23 protein-coding genes are annotated in these 26,662 nt (G+C 62.9%); 22 read left to right on the top strand and 1 reads right to left on the bottom strand.

From position 1 onward, the window contains the following. Positions 1 to 8: 8 nt before the first annotated feature. From ACPWMG_RS11705 to ACPWMG_RS11645, 13 genes are all read left to right on the top strand, one after another. Positions 9 to 1,136: an NAD(P)/FAD-dependent oxidoreductase gene (locus ACPWMG_RS11705; RefSeq protein ID WP_483304809.1), complete on the top strand. Its 1,128-nt coding sequence runs from the start codon at positions 9 to 11 to the stop codon at positions 1,134 to 1,136. Next, on the top strand, positions 1,133 to 1,405 hold the full coding sequence (locus ACPWMG_RS11700) for a (2Fe-2S)-binding protein (RefSeq protein ID WP_483304808.1): 273 nt from the start codon (positions 1,133 to 1,135) through the stop codon (positions 1,403 to 1,405). Before ACPWMG_RS11705 ends, ACPWMG_RS11700 begins: the two co-directional genes overlap by 4 nt. Continuing rightward, positions 1,402 to 2,754 carry an FAD-dependent oxidoreductase gene (locus ACPWMG_RS11695; RefSeq protein WP_483304807.1) on the top strand — a complete coding sequence of 451 codons (1,353 nt, stop codon included), beginning with the start codon at positions 1,402 to 1,404 and terminating at the stop codon, positions 2,752 to 2,754. The genes ACPWMG_RS11700 and ACPWMG_RS11695 overlap by 4 nt, the downstream gene beginning before the upstream one ends. Beyond that, positions 2,744 to 3,511: an ABC transporter ATP-binding protein gene (locus ACPWMG_RS11690; protein ID WP_483304806.1), complete on the top strand. Its 768-nt coding sequence runs from the start codon at positions 2,744 to 2,746 to the stop codon at positions 3,509 to 3,511. The genes ACPWMG_RS11695 and ACPWMG_RS11690 overlap by 11 nt, the downstream gene beginning before the upstream one ends. Next, positions 3,504 to 4,211 (top strand): ABC transporter ATP-binding protein, encoded by a 708-nt coding sequence (locus ACPWMG_RS11685; RefSeq protein WP_483304805.1) that lies wholly within the window; start codon positions 3,504 to 3,506, stop codon positions 4,209 to 4,211. The genes ACPWMG_RS11690 and ACPWMG_RS11685 overlap by 8 nt, the downstream gene beginning before the upstream one ends. 61 nt (positions 4,212 to 4,272) lie before the next feature. Then, positions 4,273 to 5,478 (top strand): ABC transporter substrate-binding protein, encoded by a 1,206-nt coding sequence (locus tag ACPWMG_RS11680; RefSeq protein ID WP_483304804.1) that lies wholly within the window; start codon positions 4,273 to 4,275, stop codon positions 5,476 to 5,478. A gap of 52 nt (positions 5,479 to 5,530) precedes the next feature. Beyond that, positions 5,531 to 6,433: a branched-chain amino acid ABC transporter permease gene (locus ACPWMG_RS11675; RefSeq protein ID WP_483304803.1), complete on the top strand. Its 903-nt coding sequence runs from the start codon at positions 5,531 to 5,533 to the stop codon at positions 6,431 to 6,433. Positions 6,434 to 6,436: 3 nt separating this feature from the next. Continuing rightward, a complete protein-coding gene (locus tag ACPWMG_RS11670; RefSeq protein WP_483304802.1) occupies positions 6,437 to 7,471 on the top strand; it encodes a branched-chain amino acid ABC transporter permease in 1,035 nt (344 codons plus the stop codon). Then, positions 7,468 to 8,403 (top strand): 4-hydroxyproline epimerase, encoded by a 936-nt coding sequence (locus ACPWMG_RS11665; protein ID WP_483304801.1) that lies wholly within the window; start codon positions 7,468 to 7,470, stop codon positions 8,401 to 8,403. The genes ACPWMG_RS11670 and ACPWMG_RS11665 overlap by 4 nt, the downstream gene beginning before the upstream one ends. A gap of 53 nt (positions 8,404 to 8,456) precedes the next feature. After that, positions 8,457 to 9,149, top strand: a complete 693-nt coding sequence (locus ACPWMG_RS11660; protein WP_483304800.1) for a GntR family transcriptional regulator — start codon at positions 8,457 to 8,459, stop codon at positions 9,147 to 9,149. Positions 9,150 to 9,259: 110 nt separating this feature from the next. Continuing rightward, entirely contained in the window at positions 9,260 to 10,747 is a 1,488-nt protein-coding gene (locus ACPWMG_RS11655; RefSeq protein WP_483304799.1) for an NAD-dependent succinate-semialdehyde dehydrogenase, read from the top strand. A gap of 274 nt (positions 10,748 to 11,021) precedes the next feature. After that, positions 11,022 to 14,030, top strand: a complete 3,009-nt coding sequence (locus ACPWMG_RS11650; RefSeq protein WP_483304798.1) for an HD domain-containing phosphohydrolase — start codon at positions 11,022 to 11,024, stop codon at positions 14,028 to 14,030. Between the two features lie 8 nt (positions 14,031 to 14,038). Further along, positions 14,039 to 17,074 carry an HD domain-containing phosphohydrolase gene (locus tag ACPWMG_RS11645; RefSeq protein ID WP_483304797.1) on the top strand — a complete coding sequence of 1,012 codons (3,036 nt, stop codon included), beginning with the start codon at positions 14,039 to 14,041 and terminating at the stop codon, positions 17,072 to 17,074. Here ACPWMG_RS11645 and ACPWMG_RS11640 read toward each other — a convergent pair. Next, positions 17,044 to 17,628, bottom strand: a complete 585-nt coding sequence (locus ACPWMG_RS11640) for a helix-turn-helix domain-containing protein (protein WP_483304796.1) — start codon at positions 17,626 to 17,628, stop codon at positions 17,044 to 17,046. The two genes, ACPWMG_RS11645 and ACPWMG_RS11640, sit on opposite strands and share 31 nt — an antisense overlap. A 95-nt stretch (positions 17,629 to 17,723) precedes the next feature. On the opposite strand from ACPWMG_RS11640, the gene ACPWMG_RS11635 reads away from it, so the two are divergent. From ACPWMG_RS11635 to ACPWMG_RS11595, 9 genes are all read left to right on the top strand, one after another. Then, positions 17,724 to 18,245, top strand: coding sequence for a GNAT family N-acetyltransferase (locus tag ACPWMG_RS11635; protein WP_483304795.1), 522 nt, complete (start codon positions 17,724 to 17,726; stop codon positions 18,243 to 18,245). Between the two features lie 176 nt (positions 18,246 to 18,421). Then, on the top strand, positions 18,422 to 19,273 hold the full coding sequence (locus ACPWMG_RS11630) for an ABC transporter ATP-binding protein (protein ID WP_483304794.1): 852 nt from the start codon (positions 18,422 to 18,424) through the stop codon (positions 19,271 to 19,273). Further along, a complete protein-coding gene (locus tag ACPWMG_RS11625) occupies positions 19,270 to 20,154 on the top strand; it encodes a branched-chain amino acid ABC transporter permease (protein ID WP_483304793.1) in 885 nt (294 codons plus the stop codon). The genes ACPWMG_RS11630 and ACPWMG_RS11625 overlap by 4 nt, the downstream gene beginning before the upstream one ends. A 3-nt stretch (positions 20,155 to 20,157) precedes the next feature. Continuing rightward, entirely contained in the window at positions 20,158 to 21,207 is a 1,050-nt protein-coding gene (locus ACPWMG_RS11620) for a branched-chain amino acid ABC transporter permease (protein WP_483304792.1), read from the top strand. A 31-nt stretch (positions 21,208 to 21,238) separates the two neighbouring features. Further along, entirely contained in the window at positions 21,239 to 22,426 is a 1,188-nt protein-coding gene (locus ACPWMG_RS11615) for an ABC transporter substrate-binding protein (protein ID WP_483304791.1), read from the top strand. A gap of 36 nt (positions 22,427 to 22,462) precedes the next feature. Then, entirely contained in the window at positions 22,463 to 23,314 is an 852-nt protein-coding gene (locus ACPWMG_RS11610) for an ABC transporter ATP-binding protein (protein ID WP_483305235.1), read from the top strand. Positions 23,315 to 23,339: 25 nt separating this feature from the next. Continuing rightward, a complete protein-coding gene (locus ACPWMG_RS11605; protein ID WP_483304790.1) occupies positions 23,340 to 25,157 on the top strand; it encodes an AMP-dependent synthetase/ligase in 1,818 nt (605 codons plus the stop codon). Positions 25,158 to 25,187: 30 nt separating this feature from the next. Further along, positions 25,188 to 25,865, top strand: a complete 678-nt coding sequence (locus tag ACPWMG_RS11600; RefSeq protein WP_483304789.1) for a TetR/AcrR family transcriptional regulator — start codon at positions 25,188 to 25,190, stop codon at positions 25,863 to 25,865. Positions 25,866 to 25,876: 11 nt separating this feature from the next. After that, complete coding sequence (locus tag ACPWMG_RS11595; RefSeq protein WP_483304788.1) at positions 25,877 to 26,653, top strand: enoyl-CoA hydratase/isomerase family protein; 777 nt, start codon at positions 25,877 to 25,879, stop codon at positions 26,651 to 26,653. Positions 26,654 to 26,662: the final 9 nt, after the last annotated feature.

The following is a 26,662-nucleotide window of genomic DNA, read 5'->3' as shown; positions in this document are numbered from 1 at the left end:
CCAGCTCCATGCAACCTGATGTGATCGTCATCGGCGCCGGTATCGTGGGCGCAGCCTGTGCCCACGCGCTGGCGCAGGCCGGCCAGCGCGTGCTGGTGCTGGACGCACACTGGGGCGGCGCCACCGGCGCGGGCATGGGCCATCTGGTGGTGATGGACGACAACCCGGCCGAACTCGCTTTGAGCCGACACTCGCTCGACCTGTGGCGCGGCCTGGTGCCGCGCATGCCGGCCGATTGCGCCTACAGCGCCTGCGGCACTTTGTGGGTGGCGGCAGACGAAGCCGAGATGGCCGCAGCCGAAGAGAAGGCGCAGCGCCTGCAAGCCCATGGTGTGGACTGCCGGCTGCTCAACGCCGCACAACTCGGCGCCGCAGAACCCGCCCTTCGGGCCGGCCTCACCGGCGCGCTGGCGGTGATGGGCGACGGCATCGTCTACGCCCCAAACGCCGCGCGCTGGCTTCTGCAAGATGGCGCACAGGGCAGCGACCGCATCACCATCGAACAAGCCGAGGTCGTGGCCCTGGAAAGCGGCCACGTGCGCCTGGCCGACGGCAGCCGTCGCCATGCGCCGCAGATCTTGCTGGCCAACGGCATCCAGGCCACCACGCTGTGCCCGGAGCTGCCCATCCGCCCGAAGAAGGGCCACCTGTTGATCACCGACCGCTACCCCGGCACGGTGCACCACCAGTTGGTGGAGCTGGGCTACGTGACCAGCGCGCACCACAGCCAAGGCCCATCGGTCGCTTTTAACCTGCAGCCGCGCCCCACCGGGCAACTGCTCATCGGCTCCTCGCGCCAGTTCGACACCACCGACCTGGCGGTCGAAGCCGACATGGTGGCGCAAATGCTGCAGCGTGCGCTGCACTACATGCCGGCCTTGGCAGACCTTAACGCGATCCGCAGTTGGACCGGCCTGCGCGCCGCCACCCCCGACAGCCTGCCCCTGCTCGGCCGCCACCCGTGGCGCGAAGGCCTGTGGCTGGCCGTGGGCCACGAAGGCCTGGGTGTGACCACCGCCACCGGCACGGCGCATCTGCTGGCCGCGCTAATGACCGGCGGCGCGCCCGCTTTCGACCCCGCGCCTTATGCGGCCCAGCGTTTTGCCACGACTTCTTCCGATAGCACAAAAACATGAACCGCGACAAGCAAGTCAGTCTGCACATCAACGGCCAGCCCTTGCGCATGGCCGCTGGCACCTCGGTCGCCGCCGCGTTGCGCGTAGCGCAGGCCTCCCAGCCCGAGGCGCACATGGGCGTGGCACGGCGTTCGGTATCGGGCGAAGCGCGCGCGCCCTTCTGCGGCATGGGCATCTGCCAGGAATGCCGCGTCAACATCGACGGCCGGCGCCGTCTGGCCTGTCAAACCTGCTGCGCCGACGGCATGGTGGTGGAGACCACATCATGACCAGCCCCACACCCACATCCCTTCCCCTGGAACATTGCGACGTGTTAATCATCGGCGCCGGGCCCGCCGGCATGGCCGCAGCATTGGCGGCTGCGCCCAGCGGTGCGGCCATCGTCATCGTCGACGACAACCACACACCCGGCGGGCAGATCTGGCGCGACGGCCCGGCGGTTGATCTGCCCGTGGCCGCGCTGCAGCGCCGCAACGCGATTGCCCGCTGCGCCAACATCCGGCTGGTCAGCGGCACACGCGTCATCGCCCAATCCGGCCCGCAGGAGTTGCTGCTGGAGAACGCCGACCGTGGCTGGCACATGGGCTGGCAGAAGCTGATTCTGTGCACCGGCGCGCGTGAACTGCTACTGCCCTTTCCGGGCTGGACGCTGCCCGGCGTCACCGGCGCGGGCGCGTTGCAGGCGCTCATCAAATCCGGCATGCCGGTGGAAGACGAACGCATCGTCATCGCCGGCAGCGGCCCGCTGTTGTTGGCCGCCGCCGCCACGGCCACCAAGGCCGGGGCCCAGGTGCTACGCATCGCCGAACAAGCCAGCCTCAAAGCCGTGGCCGCTTTCGCAGCGCAGCTCGCGCGCTGGCCCGAAAAAGCCATGCAATCGTTCGGCCTGTTCAACACGGCTTACCGCACCGGCAGCCACGTGCTTTCTGTGCAAGGCGAAGGCCGGGTTGAATCGGTAAAGCTGCAGCGCAGCTTGCAAAGCAGCACGGCACAGATTGAAAACATAGCCTGCGACCGCGTGGCCTGTGGCTTTGGCCTGGTGCCCAACACCGAACTCGGGCAACACCTGGGTTGTGCGGTGGTGCAGCGCAACGGTGCCGCCGCCTTGGCGGTGAACGCCCATCAAGCTACCAGCCTGCAAAACGTTTACGCCGCCGGTGAAAACACCGGAGTGGGTGGCAGCGAACGCGCTTTGGCGCAGGGTGCCATGGCCGGCCACGCCGCTGTGGGCAACACCGCGCAGGCCAAGAACCTGCACGCCCAAGGCGCGCGCTGGGAGCAATTCGCCAGCACGCTGCAGCGCAGCTTCGCCCTGGCCGAGCCGCTGCGCCACCTGGCCGCGCCCAACACCCTGGTGTGCCGCTGCGAAGACGTAGACCACGCCGCGCTCGCCCCGCGCAGCGGTTGGCTTGACGCCAAGATACACACCCGCTGCGGCATGGGCGCCTGCCAGGGCCGGGTGTGTGGCGCGGCCACGCAATTCATGTTCGGCTGGGCGCCCAGCGCGCCGCGCCCACCGCTGTCGCCGGTACGCATCAGCACGCTGGCCGGGCTGACCGCTCAACGTCCACAAGACCTGTCTCCAGAAAACGCCGAGGGAATCCCGCATGCAGCCTGACATCATCCTCGAGACCAAAGGGCTCACCAAAGAGTTCCGTGGTTTCGTCGCCGTGCGCAACGTCGACCTGAAGGTCAGACGCGGCTCCATCCATGCCTTGATCGGTCCCAATGGCGCGGGCAAGACCACCGTCTTCAACCTGCTGACCAAGTTCCACATTCCCAGCGCGGGCAGCATCACCTTCAACGGCATCGACATCACGCACGAGAAACCCGCGCAGATTGCGCGCCGCGGCATCGTGCGCTCGTTCCAGATCTCCGCCGTGTTCCCGCAACTCAGCGTGTTAGAGAACGTGAAGATCGCGCTGCAGCGCAAGGCCGGCCTCGACTACCGCTTCTGGCAACCAGCGGCCACGCTGCGCACGCTTGACCCCGTGGCCATGGCGCTGCTCGAACAGGTGGGCCTGGTGAATGCCGCGCAATTGCTCGCGGGCGACCTGCCCTACGGCCGTAAACGCACGCTGGAAATCGCCACCACCTTGGCGCTCGACCCCGAGTTGCTGCTGCTAGACGAGCCCACCCAAGGCATGGGCCACGAAGACGTAGACCGCATCAAGGACCTGATCAAGAAGGTCTCGGCCGACCGCACCATTCTCATGGTCGAACACAACATGAAGGTGGTGGCCGACATCAGCGACACCATCACCGTGTTGCAGCGCGGCGAGATCCTGGCCGAAGGGCCGTATGCACAGGTGTCGGTTGACCCGGCGGTGCGCGAAGCCTACATGGGCACAGAAGAAGAGGCAGAACATGTCTGAAAAAACAGTGCTGTCCATCAAGAACCTGAACGCCTGGTACGGCGAGTCGCATGTGCTCCAGGGCATTGACCTTGAAGTGAAGGCCGGTGAATGTGTCACGCTGCTCGGGCGCAACGGCGCGGGGCGCACCTCGACGCTGCGCGCCATCCTCGGCCTGGTGGGCAAACGCACGGGTTCGATCACGGTGGACGGCAAAGAAACCATCACCATGCCGCCGCACCGCATTGCGCGCCTGGGCTTGGGTTACTGCCCCGAAGAGCGCGGCATTTACGCTTCGCTCACCGCTGAAGAAAACCTGTTGCTATTACCCAAAGTAGGCGAAGGCGGCATGTCGCTCGAGCAGATCTACGGCATGTTTCCTAACCTGAAGGAACGCGCGCACAGCCCCGGTACACGCCTGTCGGGTGGCGAACAACAAATGCTGGCCATGGCGCGCATTCTGCGCACCGGTGCCAACCTGTTGCTGCTGGATGAAATCACCGAAGGCCTGGCGCCGGTCATCGTGCAAAAGCTCGGCCAGGTGATCCGCGAACTCAAGGCGCGGGGTTTCACGCTGGTGCTGGTGGAGCAGAACTTCCGCTTCGCCAAACACCTGGCCGACCGGCACTACGTGATTGAACACGGCCGCGTGGTGGAAACCATCACCAGCAATGAGGTCGCCGCCAAACAAAGCCGGCTCGACGCTCTGCTCGGCATCTGAATTTTCCCTTTCTCGTTTCGCCCTTCTCGCATCCATCCCCTTTCAACCTCTGGAGTCCGTCATGCAATTCAAGAAACTCACTGTCGTTCTTGCCGCTCTTGCCGCTTGCGCCACCCTGTCCGCCCACGCCCAGGTCAGCGACGACGTCATCAAAATCGGTGTGCTGAATGACCTCTCCGGCATCTACTCCGACCTGTCGGGCCAAGGCTCGGTAACAGCAGCGCGCCTGGCCATCGACGAGATGGGTGGGAAGGTGTTGGGCAAGCCAGTCGAGCTGGTGTTTGCAGACCACCAAAACAAGCCCGACGTGGCCGCCAACCTGGCGCGCGGCTGGTTCGACCAAGGCAAGGTCGACATGGTGACCGACTTCCCCACCGCCTCCACCGCACTGGCCGTGATGGAAATCGCCAAGCAGAAGAACCGCATCGTCATGCCGTCGTCCGGCCTGGCCACCGCCATCCTCGGCGAGAAGTGCAACGCCCTCACCGCGCAATGGACTACCAACACCTACGCCCTGGCCGCCGGCACCGCACGCGCCCTGGTGAAAGAAGGCAAGAAGAGCTGGTACTTCATCACCGCCGACTACACCTTCGGCCACTCGCTGGAAAAAGACGCCTCTGAAGTCATCGTGGCCGACGGTGGCAAGGTGGTGGGCAGCTCGCGCCACCCTTTCCCCGGCAGCGACTTCTCTTCCTTCCTGCTGAAGGCGCAATCGTCTGGCGCCGACGTGATCGCGCTGGCCAACGCCGGCAACGACACCGTCAACGCCATCAAGCAAGCCAACGAATACGGCATCACCCGCAAACAAGTGGTGGCCCCGTTGCTGACCTACATCTCCGACGTGCACAGCATCGGCCTGGAAAAAGCCCAAGGCATGTACCTGAGCGAAGCCTTCTATTGGGACTTTGACGAGCGTTCACGCGCCTGGTCGAAGAAGTTTTTTGAGAAGCAAAAGCGCATGCCCACCGCCGCTCAAGCCGGCGTGTATTCGGCCACGCTCAGCTACCTGAAGGCCGTGCAAGCCGCAGGCACCGACGAGGCCAAGGCCGTGATGGCGCAGTTGCGCAAGATGACCATCGACGACGCCGTGATCCGCAACGGCAAGCTGCGTGAAGACGGTGCCTTGGTGCACGACATGCTGTTGCTGCAAGTGAAGTCGCCCGCTGAGTCCAAGGCGCCATGGGACTACTACAAGGTCAAGTCGGTGCTGAAGGGTGCGGACGTGTACCCGGCCATCAGCCCGGCCTGCCAGGTCGCGGCGAAGTAAGCGTCAGCGCCGTTAACTCGCCCCAGCTACACGAATCCACGCAGGACTCTTTATGTTCGACATTCCGATGCAATCCCTGATGGCGCAACTGCTGGTGGGGCTGATCAACGGCTGCTTCTACGCCGTGCTGAGCATGGGCCTGGCCATTATCTTTGGCCTGCTCAACATCATCAACTTCACGCATGGCGCGCAGTTCATGGTGGCGGCGTTTCTGGCGTGGATTGGCTTCACGCAGTTACCCGTGTTGCTGGGGCCCGAGTTCCAGCTCAACTTCTGGGTGATGCTGGTGGTGGCGCCGCTCGTCGTTGGCGCACTCGGTGTGCTGCTGGAGAAAACACTGCTCAAGCGGCTCTACCACCTCGACCACCTCTACGGCCTGCTGCTGACCTTCGGCGTGGCGCTGATCCTGGAGGGCGTGTTCCGCCACTTCTACGGCATCTCCGGCGCAAGCTACGACCCGCCCGCACTGCTGCAAGGCGGTGTGGATCTGGGCTTCATGTTCATGCCGATCTACCGGGGTTTTGTCGTGGTGGCTTCGCTGCTCATCTGCGCCGTCACCTGGTTTTTGTTCGAGAAGACCAAGCTCGGCGCGCTGCTGCGCGCCGGCACCGAAAACCCGAAACTGTTGCAGGCCTTTGGCGTCAACATCCCGCTGATGATCACGCTGACCTACGGCTTCGGCGTGGCGCTGGCCGGCATTGCCGGGGTGCTGGCAGCGCCCATCATGCAGATCACCCCGCTGATGGGCGCCAACCTGCTGAACATCGTGTTCGCGGTGGTGGTGATTGGCGGCCTGGGCTCCATCATGGGCGCCATCCTCACCGGCCTGGCGCTCGGCTTGCTGGAAGGCTTGACCAAAGTGTTCTACGCAGAAGGCTCCACCGTGGTGGTGTTCGTCATCATGGCCGTGGTGCTTCTCGCCCGCCCCGCCGGCATGTTTGGGAAGGAAAAATAAACCATGCTGAAAAACATTCCAACCCCTATCCGCATCCTGCTGGCCCTGCTGGTGCCGGCCTTGCTGGTGCCGGTGTTCCCCGAAATCGCCTACCCGGTGTTTGTCATGAAGGTGCTGTGTTACGCGCTCTTCGCGTTGGCCTTCAACCTGCTGATCGGCTTCACCGGGCTGGTGTCGTTTGGCCACGCCGCCTTCTTTGGCTGGGCCGGTTACACCACCGGCTACCTGATGATCAAGCTGGCGGACCACGGCTTTCCGGTGGAGCTGGCCATTCTGGCCGGCGTGCTGGTGGCCACGGGCATTGGCTGGTTGATCGGCACGCTGGCGATTCGCCGCACCGGGATTTACTTCTCGATGATCACGCTGGCGCTGTCGCAGATCGCCTACTTCCTGGCGGTGCAACTCAAGTGGACGGGTGGTGAAGACGGCATGCAGGGCATTCCGCGCGGCAAGCTGCTGGGCGTGGTCGATCTGTCGGTCGACAACCACATGTACTACTTCACCCTGGCAGTATTTGTGGCAGGCTTTCTGGCGATCCACCGCATCGTGCATTCGCCGTTCGGCCAGTCCATCAAGGCGCTGCGCGACAACGCACCGCGCGCTGTGTCCCTGGGCTACGACACCGACCGCTGCAAGCTCTATGCGTTCATGCTGTCGGCGGCGTTCACCGGCCTGGCCGGATCAATGAAGGCTTTGGTGCTGCAACTCTCGGCGCTGAACGACGTGATGTTGACAACCTCTACCGAGACCTTGCTGATGACGCTGCTCGGCGGCCTGGGCACCAGTTGGGGCCCGGTGGTGGGCGCCGCGCTGGTGGTCAGCCTGCAGAACTACCTGGCCGAGTTGGGCGGTGTGGTCACCATCATCACCGGCCTGACCTTTGTGGTGTGTGTATCGTTCTTCCGCCGTGGCATGGTGGGCGAATGGGAAGCCTGGCTGCAGCGCCGGCGCGCGTCGGCTGAACCTGCGCACCATAATCAAACTGAAACCTCGGCCCATCCTGCAACCCCACTCACCACCCAACACACACCGACATGAAACGCATACAGGTCATTGATTCCCACACCGGCGGCGAACCCACGCGTCTTGTGGTCGGCGGTTTTCCTGAACTCGGCCATGGCAGCATGGCCGAACGCCGCGCCCTGCTGGCCGCCGAGCACGACGCCTGGCGCGCGGCCAGCGTGTTGGAGCCACGCGGCAGCGACGTAGTGGTGGGGGCCCTGCTGTGCGAGCCAGTGGCGCAAGACGCCACCGCCGGCGTGATCTTCTTCAACAACGCGGGCTACCTGGGCATGTGTGGCCACGGCACCATTGGCCTGGTCGCCACGCTGGCGCACATGGGCCGCATCACCGCCGGCACACACCGCATCGAAACACCCGTGGGCACCGTCACCGCCACGCTGCATGCCGACGGCGCGGTGAGCGTGCACAACCTGCCCGCCTACCGGCACCTGCACCAGGTGGCCATCGACGTACCGGGCCATGGCACGGTGCGCGGCGATGTGGCCTGGGGTGGTAACTGGTTCTTTCTGGTGAGCGAACACGGCCAACGCGTGGCCAGCGACAACCTGCCCGCGCTGACGGCCTACACCTCGCTCTTGCGCGAAGCGCTGGCACGGCAGGGCATCACCGGCAAAGACGGCGCAGAGATCGACCACATTGAAATCTTTGCGGACGATGACTCGGGCGCCGACAGCCGCAACTTTGTACTCTGCCCCGGCCTGGCCTACGACCGCTCGCCCTGCGGCACCGGCACCAGCGCCAAAATCGCCTGCTTGGCGGCCGACGACAAACTCGCCCCCGGCGAAGTCTGGCGTCAAGCCAGCGTGATCGGCAGCGTGTTCGAGGCCAGCTACGCGCTCGAAGACGGCCAGGTGGTGCCCACCATCCGTGGCCGCGCGCACATCAGCGCCGAGGCCACGTTGTTGATCGAGGAAGACGATCCGTTCGGCTGGGGCATTCGGCTTTAAAAACTGCGGCTGATGGGACAATGACACAACTGCCGCGCCCCTTCTCCGAGACCATGACCCAAGCCAATACTTCTACTGCGATGTCTGCTGCCATCTCTCCCGCTGCGGCCCCCAAGCGCCGCACGGCCGATGTGGCCTTCGACGCGCTGGAAAACATGATCGTCACGCTGCAGTTGGAGCCCGGCAGCCCGGTGGTCGAGGCCGACCTGGCCGACCGCACCGGCCTGGGCCGCACGCCCGTGCGCGAAGCGCTGCTGCGCATGGTGTCCAGCGGCTTGATCGTGCAGCAGCCCCGGCGCGGGCTGCTGGTGTCGAACATCGACCTGGCCGACCACCTGGACGTGGTGCAGACCCGGCGCGTGCTCGAATGCCTGATCGCTTCGTGCTCGGCCCGCCGCGCCACCGCCAAGCAGCGCAAGGAGATCGTGCTGTGTGCCGCCAAGATGGTGAAGGCCGCCAGCCGTGGCAACCTCACCGACTACATGATCGCTGACCACGAACTCGACCAGGTCAACCACCAGGCCAGCCATAACCACTCTGCCGTCAAGTGTGTCGTGCCGCTGATCGTGCAGTGCCGCCGCTTTTGGTACGCTTACCAACACGAAGGTGACATCACCGAAGGCGCCCGTGCCCACATGTTGTTGGCCGAAGGCATTGCCTCCGGCGACGAAGCCGCCGCAATGGCTGGCGCCAACCAGTTGCTCAATTACCTGGAGCAGTTTGCGCGACGCATCATCGACCGATGAGCCGCACAAGTCATTAAAAGCGGCGCCCTCGTTGGGCTAGCGAACCTGCTTCGCCAGCCTCGTGTTCACCACGATCAACCAGCGTCAACCCCGTCTTAGGAACCCGCCTCATGGACATGAAAACCTCGCCCCTCTCTCCCCTGTCCCTGCTCAACGACCCCACCCTGCTGAAGACCGACGCCTTGGTCAATGGCCAGTGGATCGCCGGCCCGGCGCGCTTTGACGTCAACGACCCAGCCACCGGCGCCAAGCTGGCCGACGTGGCCAACCTCGGCCCCGCAGAAGCGCAAACGGCCATTGATGCCGCCAACGCCGCCTGGCCCGCCTGGCGCAGCAAGACCGGCAAAGAGCGCCACGCCATTCTGTTGAAGTGGTTCAACCTGCTGATGGAAAACCAGGTCGACCTGGGCCGCATCATGACCGCCGAGCAAGGCAAGCCCTTTGCCGAAGCCAAGGGTGAAGTGGCTTACGGCGCGAGCTTCGTCGAGTGGTACGCCGAAGAGGCCAAGCGTGTGAACGGCGAGACCCTGCCGCAGTTCGACAACAACCGCCGTCTCTCCGTGCTGCGCCAGCCGATTGGTGTGTGCGCGGCCATCACGCCATGGAACTTCCCGCTGGCCATGATCACGCGCAAGGTGGCACCGGCCTTAGCCGCAGGCTGCACCGTGGTCATCAAGCCCGCTGAACTCACACCGCTGACCGCGCTGGCCGCCGCCGAGTTGGCGCAACGTGCCGGCATGCCACCCGGTGTGTTGAACCTGCTGACGTCCGACAGCGAAGGCAGCATCGCCATCGGCAAGCTGATCTGCGCCAGCGACGTCGTGCGCCACATCAGCTTCACCGGCAGCACCGAAGTGGGCCGCATCCTGATGGCGCAAAGTGCCCCCACCATCAAGAAGCTCAGCCTGGAGCTGGGCGGCAACGCACCGTTCATCGTGTTTGACGATGCCGACATCGACTCCGCCGTGGAGGGCGCGCTCGCCAGCAAGTACCGCAACGCCGGGCAAACCTGCGTGTGCGCCAACCGCATCTACGTGCAAGACAGCGTGTACGAAACCTTTGTGCAGAAGTTCGCCGCCAAAGTGGGCGCGTTCAAGGTGGGCAACGGCTTCGATGAAGGCGTGGTGCAAGGCCCGCTGATCGAAGACGCCGCGCTCGACAAAGTGCAGCGCCACCTGGACGACGCCCTCGCCAAGGGCGGACGCCTGCTGGCCGGCGGCCACCGCCTGCCCGGCCAGTTCTTCGAGCCCACCGTGGTGGCCGATGCCACCGCCGACATGCTGTGTGCACGCGAAGAAACCTTTGGCCCATTTGCGCCGGTGTTCCGCTTCCATACCGAGCAAGAAGCGATTGACGCCGCCAACAACACCGAGTTCGGCCTGGCCAGCTATTTCTACAGCCGCGACATCGGCCGCATTTACCGCGTGGCCGAAGCGCTGGAGTACGGCATGGTCGGCATCAACGCGGGCGTGATTGCCACCGAACACGTGCCGTTTGGCGGTGTGAAGCAGTCCGGCCTGGGCCGCGAAGGCTCCAGCCACGGCATGGACGAATACACCGAGTTGAAGTATTTGTGTATCGGCGACATCACGCGCTGAAACAAGTTTGAAACGCCTTGGCCAGCGAATGGTGCTTGCAACCGTTCGCTGGCCCGCTGAGTTTGCGAGCGCGATATCGGCTACAAAAATGGAAGCACTCTACGCTTATTAGATAAGCGTTAAACGTGCTTTTTGATCACAGTATTTGACACCTACGGGAGCGCCGTCGGTGCCGTTCCGCCCGGCATGATAGGGACATTACCCCTCATCAAAACCATTCCACTTTTCTGTTTGCGGCCTAGAATTGTTTCAAATTCGGAGCAATTGCCGCCTGATGAAAAAACTGATTCCCGAGCGAATGGTTTTCAAGTTCCAGCACTGGCTCCTTGGTTTGAGCGCCGTGCTGGTGCTGGCCCTCACGGCCGCATTCCTCTGGATCGTGTTCAGCAAATTCGGCACGCTGGCCGAAACCGATGCGGCCGAGAAGTTTGATCTCATCGCCAGCCACGCCATCGGCCAGATCAACGAAGACCTAGCCAACCAGCGCCGGTTTGTCGAGGTCACCGGTTCCGCCCCCGTGGGCATGTCCGGCTCCGGCCAGGCCGTGGTGGCCGAGTCACTGATTCCGACCCTCATCCGCGCACTATCAGCGCAAGAGTCGCGCTACTCGATCTACTACGCTTTTCCCGACGCCAATTTCCTGCAGGTCATCCTGATCAAGAACGACCCGCAGTTGCGTGCATCCCTCAACGCACCCGAAGGCACACACCACGCGGTGCGCATCATCCGCCGCAACGCTTCTGGCGAGCGCACCGAGAACTGGCAGTTCCGCGACAGCAACTCGCGCGTGATCGACACCGCGCAAGTCGAGGCCACCTTCGACCCCACCACCCGGTCGTGGTTTCAAGATGCCAGCCGCGCCAACCATGTGATCGCCTCCACGCCCTACAACTACGGCAGCACTGGCGCGCTGGGGCTGACGTTGGCCGCAGCAGTCAAGGGCAGCGACGGCGTGCTGGGCCTGGACATCACCCTCGCCGCCATGTCCGATTTGCTGATGCGCTTCAGCCTCACGCCCAACACTGCCGTGGTGGTGCTCGACCCCGAAAACAACATCCTGGCCATGCGCAGCAGCAACCCGGACTATCCCGCGCCCAAGACCAGCGCGTTAACCAATCTGAAAGACGTTCAATCCAAAGTGCTGCAGGACGCACTGGCCTTGCTCAACGCAAGCCCCGGCAAAAACCTGGGCGGCAGTGTGGAACTGGCAGGCCGCAAGTTTGTGATCGCCACACGCGCGATCCAGCCCATTCCGCAGAAGACCTACAGCATGCTGGTGCTCGCGCCGGTGAGCGACTTCACCGCTGTGCTGGAAAACACCCGGCTGGAGATGTTGCTGATGGCCGGCGCGTTTTTGCTCATCTTGATTCCCGTGGGTTACTTTGGCACCAAAAAAGTGGTGCAGTCATTGGCGGCCCTGGCGCGCCATTCAGAGCAATTGCGTCGGCTCGACTTTTCCAAACGGCCAAGCCATGTGCACTCGTTTCTTTATGAGGTCAACGCGCTCGGCCACGCCCAGGAGGTGATGCACGACTCCATCCTGCAACGCACGGCCGCGCTGGAGATCGCCAAGTCCAAACTCGCGCAGTTGGTGGAAGGTGGCATCGCCCTCGGGCGCGAGACCGACCGCGAAAAGCTGTTGCGCAACATTCTCTTCCGTGCACGCGACATTGCCGACTGCAGTGCCGCCACGCTGTTTTTGCGCACCGAAGATGGCCACATCCGCATGGCCCTGCGCACCAGCGAAGAAACCGAAGAAGGCATTGCGTTTGCGATTGATGCGACGCCCGGAGAAGGCCGCATCAAACCCGTGGTGCACGTGGCCCGCACCGGCGAAACACTGATCATCGACAACGTTGCCAATGAAGACCGCTTTGACCTGAGCGGCGTGGTGGCGTTTGGCAAGTCGGTGGGCATTGAACTTGGCGCCCTGCTGACCGTGCCGCTCACGCCGCACAAAGGCACGGTGTTGGGCGTGCTGCAACTGCTGAGTGTGCGCCGCGCCAGCATCCAGCAGCCTTCACCCTTTGAGCCCGAGATTGTCGGTTTTGTCGAAGCCCTTGCCGCGCAATCGGCCGTGGCATTAGAGAACCAGAGCCTCATCAAAGCGCAGAAGGAACTGATGGACTCCATCATCCGCCTGGTGGCCGGCGCGGTGGACGCCAAGAGCGCCTACACCGGCGGCCACTGCGAACGCGTGCCAGAGTTGGCGATGATGCTGGCCAAAGAGGCCAGCAAGGTCAGCCACGGGCCGTTGGCTGACTTTGGCTTCCGCACCGCAGACGAATGGCACGAGTTCCACGTGGGCGCCTGGCTGCACGACTGCGGCAAGGTCACCACACCCGAGTACGTGGTCGACAAGGCGACCAAGCTGGAGACCATCTACAACCGCATCCACGAGGTGCGCACGCGCTTTGAAATACTGCTGCGTGATGCCGAAATCGCCACACTCAAAACCATAGCTGCAGGTGGAGATTCGGCAAGCGCCAATGCCGAATTGGAGTCACGCAAAAAGCAGTTGCAAGAAGACTTTGCTTTTATTGCCGAAGCCAACATCGGCGGCGAATTCATGGCGCCCGACAAGATGGAGCGCGTGCGCGCCATCTCTGCCCAAACCTGGTGGCGCCACTTTGACGACCGGCTGGGCCTGGCACACGACGAACTCTCGCGCCTGGCCAGCACACCACCTGCCGCACTGCCCGCCATGGAAACCCTGCTGGCCGACAAACCCGGCCACATCGTGCCGCGCCCCTACAACCGCGCGCTTGACCCCAAGTATGGGTTCAAGGTCAAGGTACCCGAACACCTGTACAACCGGGGCGAGGTCTACAACCTGTGCATCAGCCGTGGCACTTTGACGGAAGAAGAACGCTTCAAAATCAACGAGCACATCATCCAGACCATTGTGATGCTCGACGCCATGCCTTTCCCCAAGCAGATGCAGCGTGTGCCCGAATTCGCAGGCACCCACCACGAAACGCTGACCGGCAGCGGCTACCCGCGCAAGCTCGATAGCAGCCAACTTTCCATCCCCGCGCGCATCATGGCGATTGCCGACATCTTTGAAGCGCTGACCGCTGCCGACCGGCCGTACAAGAAGGCGAAGACGCTCTCAGAGTCAGTCAAGGTATTGTCGTTCTTCAAGAAAGACGGCCACATCGACCCGGTGTTGTTTGACCTGTTCTTGACCAGCGGCGTGTACCGCCAATACGGTGAACGCTTTCTCCACCCGAGCCAGATGGACGAGGTAGACATCACGCCCTACCTCACCCCCACCGCCTGAACGAAAACATGACCGACTACAAGCCGACCAAACGTTCGTTCAGGTTTCAGCACTGGATCGTGGCGGTCAACATCTTCCTGGTGCTGGTGCTCACCGGGGCATTTTTGTGGGTGGTGTTCAGCAAGTTCAGTGCGCTGGCCGAAAAAGATGCCACCGAGAAGTTCAACCTGGTAGCCGACAACGCCATCGGCCAGATCAAGGAGTACATGAACAACAACCGGCGCTTCACTGAACTGGTGAGCACCGCCGACACGGGCATGGCCGGGGCCGGCACACGGCTCACCGCAGAGTCGCTGATTCCGGTGTTGACCCGAGGCTTGCGCGCCATTCCTTACCGCTACTCGACTTACTTTGGCTACCCCAACGACGACTTCCTGCAGGTCATCCGCATCGCGGGCAACCCCGCGATCGTCAAAGCGCTCAAGGCCCCGCCCGACGCTGACGACGCCATCCGGCTGATCCGCCAAAACGCCAGCGGTGTACGCATGGAGTACTGGACTTTTCGCAATCTGGCCGGCAGCGTGCTCGCCACCGATGAGCGCCCTACTGACTACCGCCCCACCTCTCGCCCCTGGTACCAGGACGCCATGGCCCGCAAAGGCCCGGTGCTGACCGAGCCCTACATCTACTCCTCCATCCAGACGCTTGGCGTCACCTACGCCTCTCCCGTCAGCACCGGCGGAGTGTTTGCGCTGGACATCACGCTCACCGCCTTCGACAGCACACTCAAAGACCTCAAGCTCAGCCCCAACAGCGGCGTGCTGATCCTGGACGAAACGCAAAACGTGCTCGCCGTGCGTGGCGGCAGCACCTTCTATGGCAACTACACCCCAGGCCAACTCTCCAAGCTGGAGCAACTGGGCAGCCCCTACCTCTCGGACATGGAGCGCATGCGCGTCAGCAGCGCCACCCCCCATGTGCTGAACGGCAAGGTGGAGCTGAACAACCGCGACTTTGTGATCGCCACGCGCACTCTGGAGCCTTCGCCGGGCCGCATGTACCGCATCTACATCATGGCGCCGCTCAGCGACTTCACCGCCGTGGTGGAGCGCGCGCGGTTCGAGATGTTGGCGCTGGCCGGGGCGTTTTTGGTGGTACTGGTGCCGCTGGCCTACTTTGGCACCCAGCACGTGGTGCGCGCCCTGGCTGCCTTGGCGCGCCACTCCGAGCACGTGCGCCAGTTGGACTTTTCCAAACGCCCAGAGCGTGTGGAATCCTTCTTGTACGAAGTCAACGTGCTGGGCCGCGCCCAGGAGGTGATGCACGACTCCATCATGCAGCGCACCCAGGCACTGGAAGAGGCCAAAAACAAGCTTGCCCAGTTGGTCGAGGGCGGCATCATGCTGGGCCGCGAAACCGACCACCACAACCTACTGCGCCATATTCTGTTTGGCGCGCGCGACATTGCCGATTGCAGCGTGGCCAGCCTGTTTCTGCGCACCGAAAACGACACCCTGCGCCTGGTGATGCGCACGGTGGACGCGCCGTTGCCGGTGGCCGAGTTCTCCATCCAGCACAACACCGACCCGCAAGCCCAACTCGTGACCCACGTGGCGCGCACCGGCGAGACCATCAACATCGGCGATATCAGTACAGACACTCGCTTCGACACCACCCGCGCCGGTGCCTTTGGCAAGGCGGTGGGGCTAGACGTGAACTCGGTGCTTACCGTGCCGCTTGCGCCGCACGACGGTGAAGTGCTGGGCGTACTGCAACTGCTGAGCGTGCGCCGCGCCACACCCGACGTGCCCGGCGCGCCAGAACCGTTCGAGCCCGAAATCATTGGTTTCATCAAAGCCCTGGCCGCGCAGTCGGCTGTGGCTTTGGAAAACCAGGGTCTGCTCAAGGCGCAAAAGGATTTGATGAACGCCATCATCCGCCTGGTGGCCGGTGCGGTGGACGCCAAGAGCGCCTACACCGGCGGCCACTGCGAACGTGTGCCCGAGCTGGCCTTCATGCTGGCCGAAGAAGCCGGCAAAGTGACCACCGGCCCGCTGGCCGACTTCGGCTTTCGGACAGAAGAAGAGTGGTACGAATTCCGCGTGGGCGCCTGGCTGCACGACTGCGGCAAGGTCACCACACCCGAGTACGTGGTCGATAAAGCGACCAAGCTGGAGACCATCTACAACCGCATCCACGAGGTGCGCACGCGCTTCGAAATCCTGCTGCGTGATGCCGAAATCAACACGCTGAAAAACATCGCGGCCGGCGCTGATGCTGACAGCGAGTGGGCCGCATTTGAGTCCAGAAAAAAGCAACTCATCGAAGACTTCGCCTTCCTTGCCGAAGCCAACCTCGGCGGCGAATTCATGGCGCCCGACAAGATGGAACGTGTGCGCGCCATCGCCAGCCAGCCCTGGCTACGCTACTTTGACGACCGCTTGGGCCTTTCGCAAGACGAGACCTCGCGCCTGGGCGATGCTCCGCCACCGCCCCTGCCCGCGCCCGAGACCCTGCTGGCCGACAAGACGGCCCACATCGTGCCGCGCCCCTACAACCGCGCGCTCGACCCCAAATACGGCTTCAAGGTCAAAGTGCCCGAGCATTTGTACAACCGGGGCGAGGTCTACAACCTGTGCATCAGCCGAGGCACGCTGTCGGAAGAAGAGCGCTTCAAGATCAACGAGCACATCATCCAGACGATTGTGATGCTCGACGCCATGCCGTTTCCCAAACACATGCAGCGTGTGCCCGAATACGCCGGCACGCACCACGAAACCCTGACCGGCAGCGGCTACCCGCGCAAGCTCGATGCGAGCGAGCTCTCCATCCCGGCACGCATCATGGCGATTGCCGACATCTTTGAAGCCCTGACCGCTGCCGACCGGCCGTACAAGAAGGCGAAGACGCTGTCCGAGTCGGTCAAGGTGTTGTCGTTCTTCAAGAAAGACGGCCACATCGACCCGGTGTTGTTTGACCTGTTCTTGACCAGCGGCGTGTACCGCCAATACGGCGAACGTTTCTTGCACGCTAGCCAGATCGACGAGGTAGACATCACGCCCTACCTCACGCCTCACGCCGCAGAAGACATCACCAAAACATAACGGCAAGCGCTGCGTCCCAAGGCCTTGAACACCAGGGGGCGGTCTACGCCAAAGTTGAGGCAGTCGCCAGGCTCCAGTTCGAAACGCTCGTCACCGTAGTCCACACGTAGGCCGCCATCCAGCATCCACAAACACTGCTGGTAGGGGTTGCCAGTCCACTGCGGGTAGCTCACTTGTGTAGACCGGGGCAACTCCACCTCGATCAGCTCGACGCCACTTTGCGCACTGCGCGCCAGAATCTGGCGGCGCCGGTAACCCAGCTCTGGGTCTCGCCACACCACCTGCTCCGCACGCTTGTACAGGCGACGCACGGGGTTGCTGTCTTCGGTCAGCAACTGCGCGAGCGATACGCCCAGGCCAGCCGCCAGCTTGCCCAGCAGCATCGCCGTGGGGCTGCTTTCAGCGCGCTCAACCTTGGAGATCATGGCCTTGCTCACGCCCGACTTCTCCGCCAGGTCGGCCAGGCTCAAACCCTGGGCCTGGCGCAACGCCAGCAAGCGCGAAGCAATCAGCGTGTCGATGTTCTCGTTCGAATCTCCGGCAGTCGTGGGCATGTTGTACCGTAGTGTTTCTTATATTGGATTATGAATCTCTCATAGTGTACGATTCAAACATCACGACACCTACATTTGCAAGCCACGAGGCCACCATGTCATTCATCACCTGCACCGAAGAGCGCCACGCCAGCGCCATCCTGGCCATCCTCAACGACGCCATCGTCACCTCCACCGCGCTGTACGACTACCAACCGCGCACGCTGGACAACATGGTCACCTGGTTTGCGACCAAGCGCGCCAACAACTTCCCCGTCATCGGCGTGGAAGATGCCAACGGCAAACTGCTGGGCTTTGCCAGCTACGGCACGTTCCGCGCATTTCCGGCCTACAAATACACGGTAGAACATTCGATCTACGTCGAGAAAGACAGCCGTGGTCTGGGCCTGGGCCGCAAGCTGCTGGAAGAGATTGTTCGCCAAGCACAAACCAACGGCATGCACACCGTGGTCGGCGCGATTGACGCCAGCAACAACACCAGCATCGCGCTGCACGAACGCTTGGGGTTCGAGCATTCGGGCACCGTCAAACACGCTGGTTTCAAGTTCGGCCGTTGGCTGGATGTGGCGTTTTATCAGCGCACGTTTGACACGCCTACAGACCCGGTAGACGGCTAACCAACTGCTAACCAAATGCTAAGAACACGGGCGAACCCGAAACGGGGAAACACCTAGCGCAGAGGCCTCGCCAGCCCTTGCACCCGCCAGTCGTTTTACTTAGCATTCGCCATGTTACTTCAAAGTAGACACCGGCGGCCAGCAGTCTTTGCGCCAGCCGGGCACAAGGAGACAGCTTGGAAACTGGTGTTGCCGGGGCATTGCTGGAGGTGCAGGATCTCACGCTCACATTCGGGGGTGTGAAGGCGTTGCGCGGAGTGAGTTTTGCCGTGCAGCCGGGCAGCGTGACCTCGGTCATCGGCCCCAACGGCGCGGGCAAGACTTCGGTGTTCAACACCATCTCGGGCTTCTACCGCCCATCTGCGGGCAGCATCCATTTCCAGGGCCAATCGATCAGCGGTGTGGCGCCACCCAAACGCGCCGAGCTGGGCCTGGCGCGCACCTTCCAGAACATCGCCTTGTTTCGTGGCATGACGGTGCTCGACAACATCAAGCTCGGCCGCCATTGCCACCTGCGCACCAGCCCACTCGCTGCGCTGTTCTACACCCCTGCCGCACGCCGCGAAGAAGACGCGCTGCGCCAGGAAATCGAAGAACGCATCATCGACTTTTTAGAGATTGACCACATCCGCAAAGCGCCCGTGGCCTCGCTCTCTTATGGCCTGCAAAAACGCGTGGAACTCGCGCGCGCGTTGGCCATGCGCCCCAAGCTGTTGCTGCTGGACGAACCTGTCGCCGGCATGAACCGCGAAGAAACCGAAGACATGGCGCGCTTCATTCTGGAGGTGCGGCGTGAGTGGGGCATCACCGTGCTGATGGTCGAACACGACATGGGCATGGTGATGGATTTGTCCGACCACGTGGTGGTGCTCAACTTCGGCCAGGTGATCGCGCAAGGCCAACCGGCCGACGTGCAGGCCAACCCTGAAGTGGTCAAAGCCTACCTAGGCTCGGGCAACATCGAAGCGCTGCGGGCGCGTTTTCAACAAGCGGTGCGCCCCACGGCTGCGCGGAAGGTGGCGGCATGAACATCGACTGGTGGCTGCTGTTTGAAATCAGCCTTGCCGGGCTGGGCACTGGCGGCTTGTACGCCCTCACCGGGCTGGCCTTTGTGATGATCTACAAGGCCACGCGTGTGGTGAACATCGCCATTGGCGAAATGCTGATGATCGGCGCCTACATCTTCTTCGCCTTCTCGGCGGGCATGGGCTTGCCGATCTGGCTGGCCATTCCTGGCGCGCTGCTGGTGTGTGGTGCTTTCGGCGCGCTGGTCGAACGCACCCTGATCCGCCCGATGCTGGGTGAATCGCCCATCTCGTCCTTCATGGTCACGGTGGGTTTGTCGTCCATCTTGGTAGGTGTGGTGGAACTGGTGTGGACGGCCGACCAGCAACGCCTGCCCGAGTTCTTGCCGACGAAGCCGATTGAAATCGGCCAGGCCTTTGTGTCGCCCAAAATCTTCTACGGCTTTTGGATTGCAGTGCTGTTGATCACCACGGTGTTGATGGTCTTTCGCTTCTGGCGCGGCGGTGTGGCCCTGCGCGCCACGGCGTCTGACCAAGCTGCCGCTTACTCGATGGGCATCAACGTGCCGCGTGTGTTCTCGCTCGCCTGGGTGGTGGCCTCGATGATCGCCGGGGTAGCCGGCATCGTGGTCGGCTCGATTGGCGGCATCTCTTCAGCCATGGGCATCTTTGGTTTGTCGGTGCTGGTTGTGGTGATCTTTGGTGGGCTCGACAGCGTGCTGGGCGCGTTGGTGGGCGGGCTGTTGGTCGGTTTGATCGAAGCGCTGACCGGTTTCTACCTTGGCGGTGAATACAAGATCTTGGCGACCTTCACGCTGCTGGTGCTCATCCTCGTCGTGCGCCCTTACGGTCTGTTCGGCACCCACGAGATAGAAAGGCTGTAAGCGATGCGCATCGGTTCCGCCAAAGAAAGCTACGCGGCCGACACGGCCCTGTTCGACAGCCCCACACAGCGCACCTGGCTGGCGTTGTTCGCCGTGGCCTTGTGCCTGTTCCCGTTTGTGGCCGACGACTACTGGCTTTACCTCGCCTGCCTAGTCGCCATCAACGTGGCCAGCACCAGCGGGCTCAACATCCTCACGGGCTACACCGGGCTGGTGAGCCTGGGGCAATCGGCCTTCATGGGGCTGGGCGCGTACACCGTGGCCATTCTGCAGATCCGTTGGGGCACGCCGTTTCTGTTCAACCTGCTGGCCGGTGGTTTTGTTGCCATGCTGGCGGGCATGTTGGTGGGCCTGCCGTCGCTGCGCGTCAAAGGTTTGTACCTGGCCATCGCCACCATTGCGGCCGGGGTCATGGCGCATTTTCTGTTCTCGCACTTCACCAGCCTGACCGGCGGCAGCAGCGGGCTGACCGTGCCACCGGCCAAGCTGTTCAGCCTGGAGTTGGACAACTCGTTCAAGCTGTATTGGGTCATCGTGCCCATCACGGCGTTGATGTTGCTGGGCGCGGCTAACCTGTTTCGCACACGCATTGGGCGCGCGTTCATCGCCATCCGCGACCGCGATATCTCGGCCGAGGTCTTGGGCATTTCGCTGCTGCGCTACAAGCTGCTGTCGTTTGCCATCTCGTCGTTTTATGCGGGTGTGGCCGGCGGCTTGTTTGCGTACTTTTTCCGCGCGGTGACGCCGGAGAGTTTTCCGTTGGTGATGTCGATCTTCTTCCTGGCAGCGGTGATCGTGGGCGGCATGGGCAGCATTCTCGGCAGCGTGTTGGGCGCTGCTTTCATGACGCTGGTGCCCGAGCTGCTGAAGCTGCTGGTGGGCTGGCTGCCGCTGGATGCGATGGGTGGCAACGCCGCGTTGATCTTGTCGCCGGTGCGCACCATCGTCTTCGGTTTGATGATTGTGCTGTTTCTGATCTTCGAGCCGCATGGCCTAGCGGAGATGTGGCGCCGCGTGCGCCGCGTGTTTCATCTGTGGCCTTTCCGTACCTAGTCCAGTCCGTCAAAAACATAAGGAGACAACCATGAACCGTACGCGCAGAAACGTCCTGGCCAGTGCCGCTGGTGCCACGATTGCCGCAGCCTCCCCCGCCGTGTGGGCACAGAAGCCCGCCGCGAGCAAAGAAGACATTGTGCTCGGCGGCTCGATTCCGCTGACCGGTGTGTTCGCCTTTGCCGGCATCGGCATCGACCTGGGCATCAAGGACTACCTGACCATCTTGAACGAAGGTGGTGGCATCACCGGCCGCAAGGTGCGTTACGTGCCCGAAGACACGGCCTACAAGGTCGACCAGTCGATGGCAGCATTCAAAAAGATCACCAGCCAGAACAAGGTAAGCCTGTACTACGCCGACTCCACCGCCTTCTGCAAAACCGTGAACCCCGAGCTGGAACGCAACCAGAACATCCTCATGACCGGCGCCTCGTTCGCCAAGGAAATCAGCGATGCGCAAAAGTACCCGCTGCAGTTCATGGTGGGCCCCAACTACAGCGAGATGGTGAGCATCTTGCTGCAGTACATCGCCAAGACCAAGCCGGGCGCCAAGATTGCGCTGGTCTACTCCGACACCGAGTTCGGCAAAGACCCGGTAGAGGCCGCACGCGCCGAGACCAAGAAGCTCGGCCTGAACCTGGCGCTGGAAATCGTCACGCCACCCGCCAGCGTGGATGTGTCGGCCGAGGTCATCAAACTGCGCCGTGCCGACCCCGACTACACCATCTTCCACGGCTATGTGTCGGCCCCCATTCCCGAGTTCATCAACCAGGCCAAGGCGCTGAATTTGAAAACCGCCTTCATGGGCACCTTCTGGAGCATGGACAACCAAACCGTGATGCGCATGGGCGCGCAGGCCGATGGCTTTTTGGGCGTGATGCCCTATCGCTATTACTACGACACCGAAGGCAAGTCGCCGATGCTGGAACGCATCCGCAAGATGCGCCCCGAGTACCAGACCACCGGCTACATCCAGGGCTTCTTGAGCGCCATGTTGCTGACCGAAGCGGCCAAGCGCACGCTGGAAGCCGGCAACGAACTCACCGGTAAAAACATGAAGACGGCCCTCAGCTCGATCCGCAACTTCGACACCGGCGGCTTGATCGGTGTGCCGTTGTCGATCAAGGGCAACTCGATTCCGATTGGCCGCATCTACCGCGCCGACTTCAAGCAGCAGAAGATGGTGGCGGCCTCGGACTGGATCAACCTCACGCAATAACCCAATAACCAACAGGCCCTCAACGTGTTCGACCCCATGGCCCCCAGCACCGCACCGCATGCCCCGCAGCCGATGGAAGGCAGCGTGCCGCCCATCCTCGAAGTGAACAACATCGAGGTGGTCTACAACAAGGCGGTGCAGGTGTTGCGCGGGCTGTCGCTGTCGGTGCCGCGCGGGCAGATCGTCGCGCTGCTGGGCAGCAACGGTGCGGGCAAATCGACCACGCTCAAAGCCATCTCCAACCTGCTGCAATTGCAAGACGGCGAGATGTCGCGCGGGGACATCCACTTTGACGGGCGCGACACCAAGAGCGAGGCGCCGCACAGCCTGGTGCGCTCGGGCCTGTTCCATGTGATGGAGGGACGCCACGTTTTTGAAGACCTGACCATCGAAGAAAACCTGGTGGCCGCCACCTATGCCCTCACCGGCAAACGCGCCTCGGCCGCCGACTTTGACAAGGTGTACGAGTATTTTCCGCGCCTGCACGAGCGGCGCCGTGGCCTGGCCGGTTATCTGTCGGGCGGCGAGCAACAGATGCTGGCGATTGGCCGCGCGTTGATTGCCGAGCCCCAACTGATCTTGCTCGACGAACCCTCGCTCGGCCTCTCGCCCGTGCTGGTGGAAACCATCTTCGAGATCATCGCGCGCATCAACGCCGAGCAAGGGGTCTCCATGCTGCTGGTGGAGCAGAACGCCTCTATCGCGTTGGCGGTGGCGCACTACGGCTACATCATGGAAACCGGCAAGGTGGTGATCGACAACACCGCCGAAAAGCTGGCCGCCGACCCCGACGTGCGCGAGTTCTATCTGGGTGTGGGGCAAGAAGGCACGGGCAAAAGTTTCAAAGATTTAAAACACTACAAACGCCGCAAACGCTGGTTGTCATGAAACACCGGAACGCCAAGAACGCCATATGCCAAACATGACCCACCACCTCACCCTGCCGCAGATGCTGCGTGAGCGCGCGCGCGCGCAAGCCGGTGCCACCGCCATTCGCCAGAAGGAATACGGCATTTGGAACCCCATCTCCTGGCAGCAGTACCACGAGCGCGCGGTGCACGTCGGGCTGGGCCTGCGAGCCGTGGGTTTGCAAGATGGCGGGCACGTGGGGGTGCTGTCAGAGAACCGCATTGAATGGGTGCTCAGCCAATTGGGCGCGGGCCTGGTGGGCGGCGTGACGGTGGGTGTGTATGCCACCAGCCCAACGAACGAGATCGCTTACGTGCTGGCCCATGCCGATGCCGAAGTGATCGTCTGCGAAGACCAGGAGCAGTCCGACAAAGTGCTTGAAGCCCTGCCCCAGTTGCCACGCTTGAAGAAAATTGTGGTGATGGAAACCAAGGGCTTGCGCGATACCGCTGCGCAGGCCAATAGCGTCGTGAAGGGCATGGTGATCGGCTTCGCAGAATTGGAAGCGCTGGGGGCTGCATCCACCGACACCGCGCACATCGACACTGTGCTCGCCCGGCAAACGCTGGACGACACCGCGCTGCTGATCTACACCTCGGGCTCCACCGGCAAACCCAAGGGCGCGATGATCAGCTACGGCAACATCGCCGCCATGGCGCCGGGCATTGTCGATCGGCTGGGGCTGACGCCGCAAACCTCGCACCTGTCGTACCTGCCGCTGTGCCACGTGGCCGAGCAGATGCTCACGGTGTTTGTGCCGGTGTACCTTGGCTCACGCGTGGACTTTGGCGAGTCCATCCGCACCGTGCAAGAAGACCTGCGCGAAGTGGCGCCGAGCATGTTTTTGGGCGTGCCGCGCATCTGGGAAAAGCTGCACTCCGCCATCTCGCTGAAGATGTTTGAGGCCGGTGGCCTGCGCCAGCGCCTGTTTGATGCCGGCATGCACGCCTGTGCCCCGTTTGCCTTCAAGACCCCAGCGCAGCGCACGCTGGGCGAGCGGCTGCAGTTCGCGTTTTATTACGGGCTGATTTTCCGCGCGCTGCAGAACTTCATTGGCCTGCGTGACGTCAAGGTGGCGCTGACCGGCGCGGCGCCCATCTCGCCGAGCATCGTGCTGTTCTTTCGCACGCTGGGCATTCCGCTGGTCGAGGTGTATGGCATGACCGAGTCCAGCGGCATGGTGCTGGGCCAGCGGCTCGGGCAATTGGTGCCCGGCACGGTGGGTGTGCCTACGCTGGGGGTGGAACACCGCCTCTCCAGCCAGGGCGAATTGCAAATCCGCGGGCCTGTGGTCTTCAAGGGCTACTACAAAAACCCCGAGGCCACGGCCGGCAGCATTGTGGACGGCTGGCTGCACACCGGCGACGTGGTCGAGGCCAAAGACGGCTCGCTGCGCATTGTCGACCGGCTGAAAGACATCATGATCACGGCCGGCGGCAAGAACCTCACGCCGTCGGAAGTTGAGAACACCATGAAGGGCAGCCCGTTCATCAAAGAATGTGTGATCGTGGCCGACGCCCGCCGCTTTGTGGCCGCGCTGGTGCAAATCGACTTTGACGCCACCGCGCAATGGGCCGAGGCGCGCAATGTGTCGTTCACGCACTTTCGCTCGTTGGTGGAGAGCGACGCGGTACGCGCACTGGTGCAGCGCGAGATTGACGCGGGTAATGCGAAACTGGCCGAGGTGTCGCGCATCCGGCGCTTTCACCTGCTGACCAAAGAGCTGGACCACGACGACGGTGAAGTCACCGCCACCATGAAGGTACGCCGCGCCAGCATCTACAAAACCTACGCCAACGAGATAGAAGCGCTGTACCGCTAAGCTCGTTCGCTTGAAACTGACGGACGCATTTTGACCTCCCGCAAACTCGTATCCCCCTGGGCGCCCAGCGCCGACCGCGAGCAAGTGCGCATCGACAAACGCGAGGCCGTGCTGCGCATGGCCGCGCAGGTGTTCAACGAAAAAGGCTACATGGCCGCCACGCTCGACGAGGTGGCTGAGCGCCTGCACGTGACCAAGCCGACGCTGTATTACTACGTCAAAAACAAGGATGAAATCTTGTTTGAATGTGTGCGCATCGGCCTGACCATGCTGCAAGACGCCATCACCGAGGTGGGCGCCTCGGGCGGCACCGCGCTCGACAAGCTGGTGGCCGCCATGCACAAGTACACCGAGATCGTGACCATGGATTTCGGCATGTGTTTGATCCGCGTGGGTGAAGACCCGTTGCCGCCCGAGAGCCAACACAAGCTGCGCCGCATCAAGGCGGCCATCGACCTGGAGTTTCGCGAGCTGATCCGCCAAGGCATTGTGGAAGGCACGATTGCGCCGTGCGACCCCAAGCTCGCCGCTTTCACCCTCGCCGGCGCGTTGAGCTGGGTGGGCCGCTGGTACCGCCCCGAAGGCCCGTGGACGCCAGACGACATTGCGCGGCAATGCATCGCGCTGCTGTCTAACGGGCTGTGTGTGCAAAAGCCCCAGCCCGCCGCTGCCAAGAGTGCGCCACGCCGCAAGTTGAAAGCCGTCTAAGAAAGCTCTTCATGTCTACTCCCGTTCTGCTCAACCTCGAAGGTGGCATCGCCACCATCAGCTTCAACCGCCCCGAGGCCATGAACGCCTTGGACGTGCCCACAGGCCACGCCCTGCTCGCCATCTGCCGAGAGCTGCAAGTTGATGCCACCGTGCGCGTGGTGGTGCTGCGTGGCAACGGGCGGGCGTTTGGCGTGGGCGGGGACCTGGCCGCGCTGCAGCACAACGCGGCAGCCACGGCAGAAGAACTGATCACTTGCGCACACGAGGCGGTGCAGATTCTGGCGGCGCTGAACGCACCGGTCATCGCCAGCCTGCACGGCGCGGTGGCCGGTGGCTCGCTCAGCCTGTCGCTGGCGTGTGACCTGGCCATTGCCGCCGATACCACACGTTTCAACCTGGCCTACGCCAACATTGGCGCCAGCTGTGATGTGTCGGGCTCGTGGAACTTGCCGCGCCTGGTGGGCCTGCGCAACGCCATGCAAATCGCCTTGCTGTCCGACACCTTTGACGCCGCCGAGGCACTGCGCCTGGGCCTGGTCAACCGCGTGGTGCCGGCTGTCGAGCTAGAGACCGCCACGCAAGCCATGGCGCAGCGCCTGGCCGCCGGCCCCACGCTGGCGTATGGCCGCATGAAGCGGCTGTTGCGCCAATCGTTTGACCACACGCTGCCCGAGCAGTTGGACGCCGAGCGCGAGAACTTCAAAGCCAGCGCGCAGACGGCGGACTTCAAGGGCGCGGTCAACGCCTTCCTGGCCAAACAAGCTCCCGTGTTTAACGGTTTATAAATCTCAGGA

Source organism: Hydrophilobacter chitinilyticus (genome assembly GCF_049860745.1).
Taxonomy (GTDB): domain Bacteria; phylum Pseudomonadota; class Gammaproteobacteria; order Burkholderiales; family Burkholderiaceae_C; genus Rhodoferax_B.
Note: the sequence above shows the minus strand (reverse complement) of the source record. Positions and strands in the feature narration are given on the sequence as shown.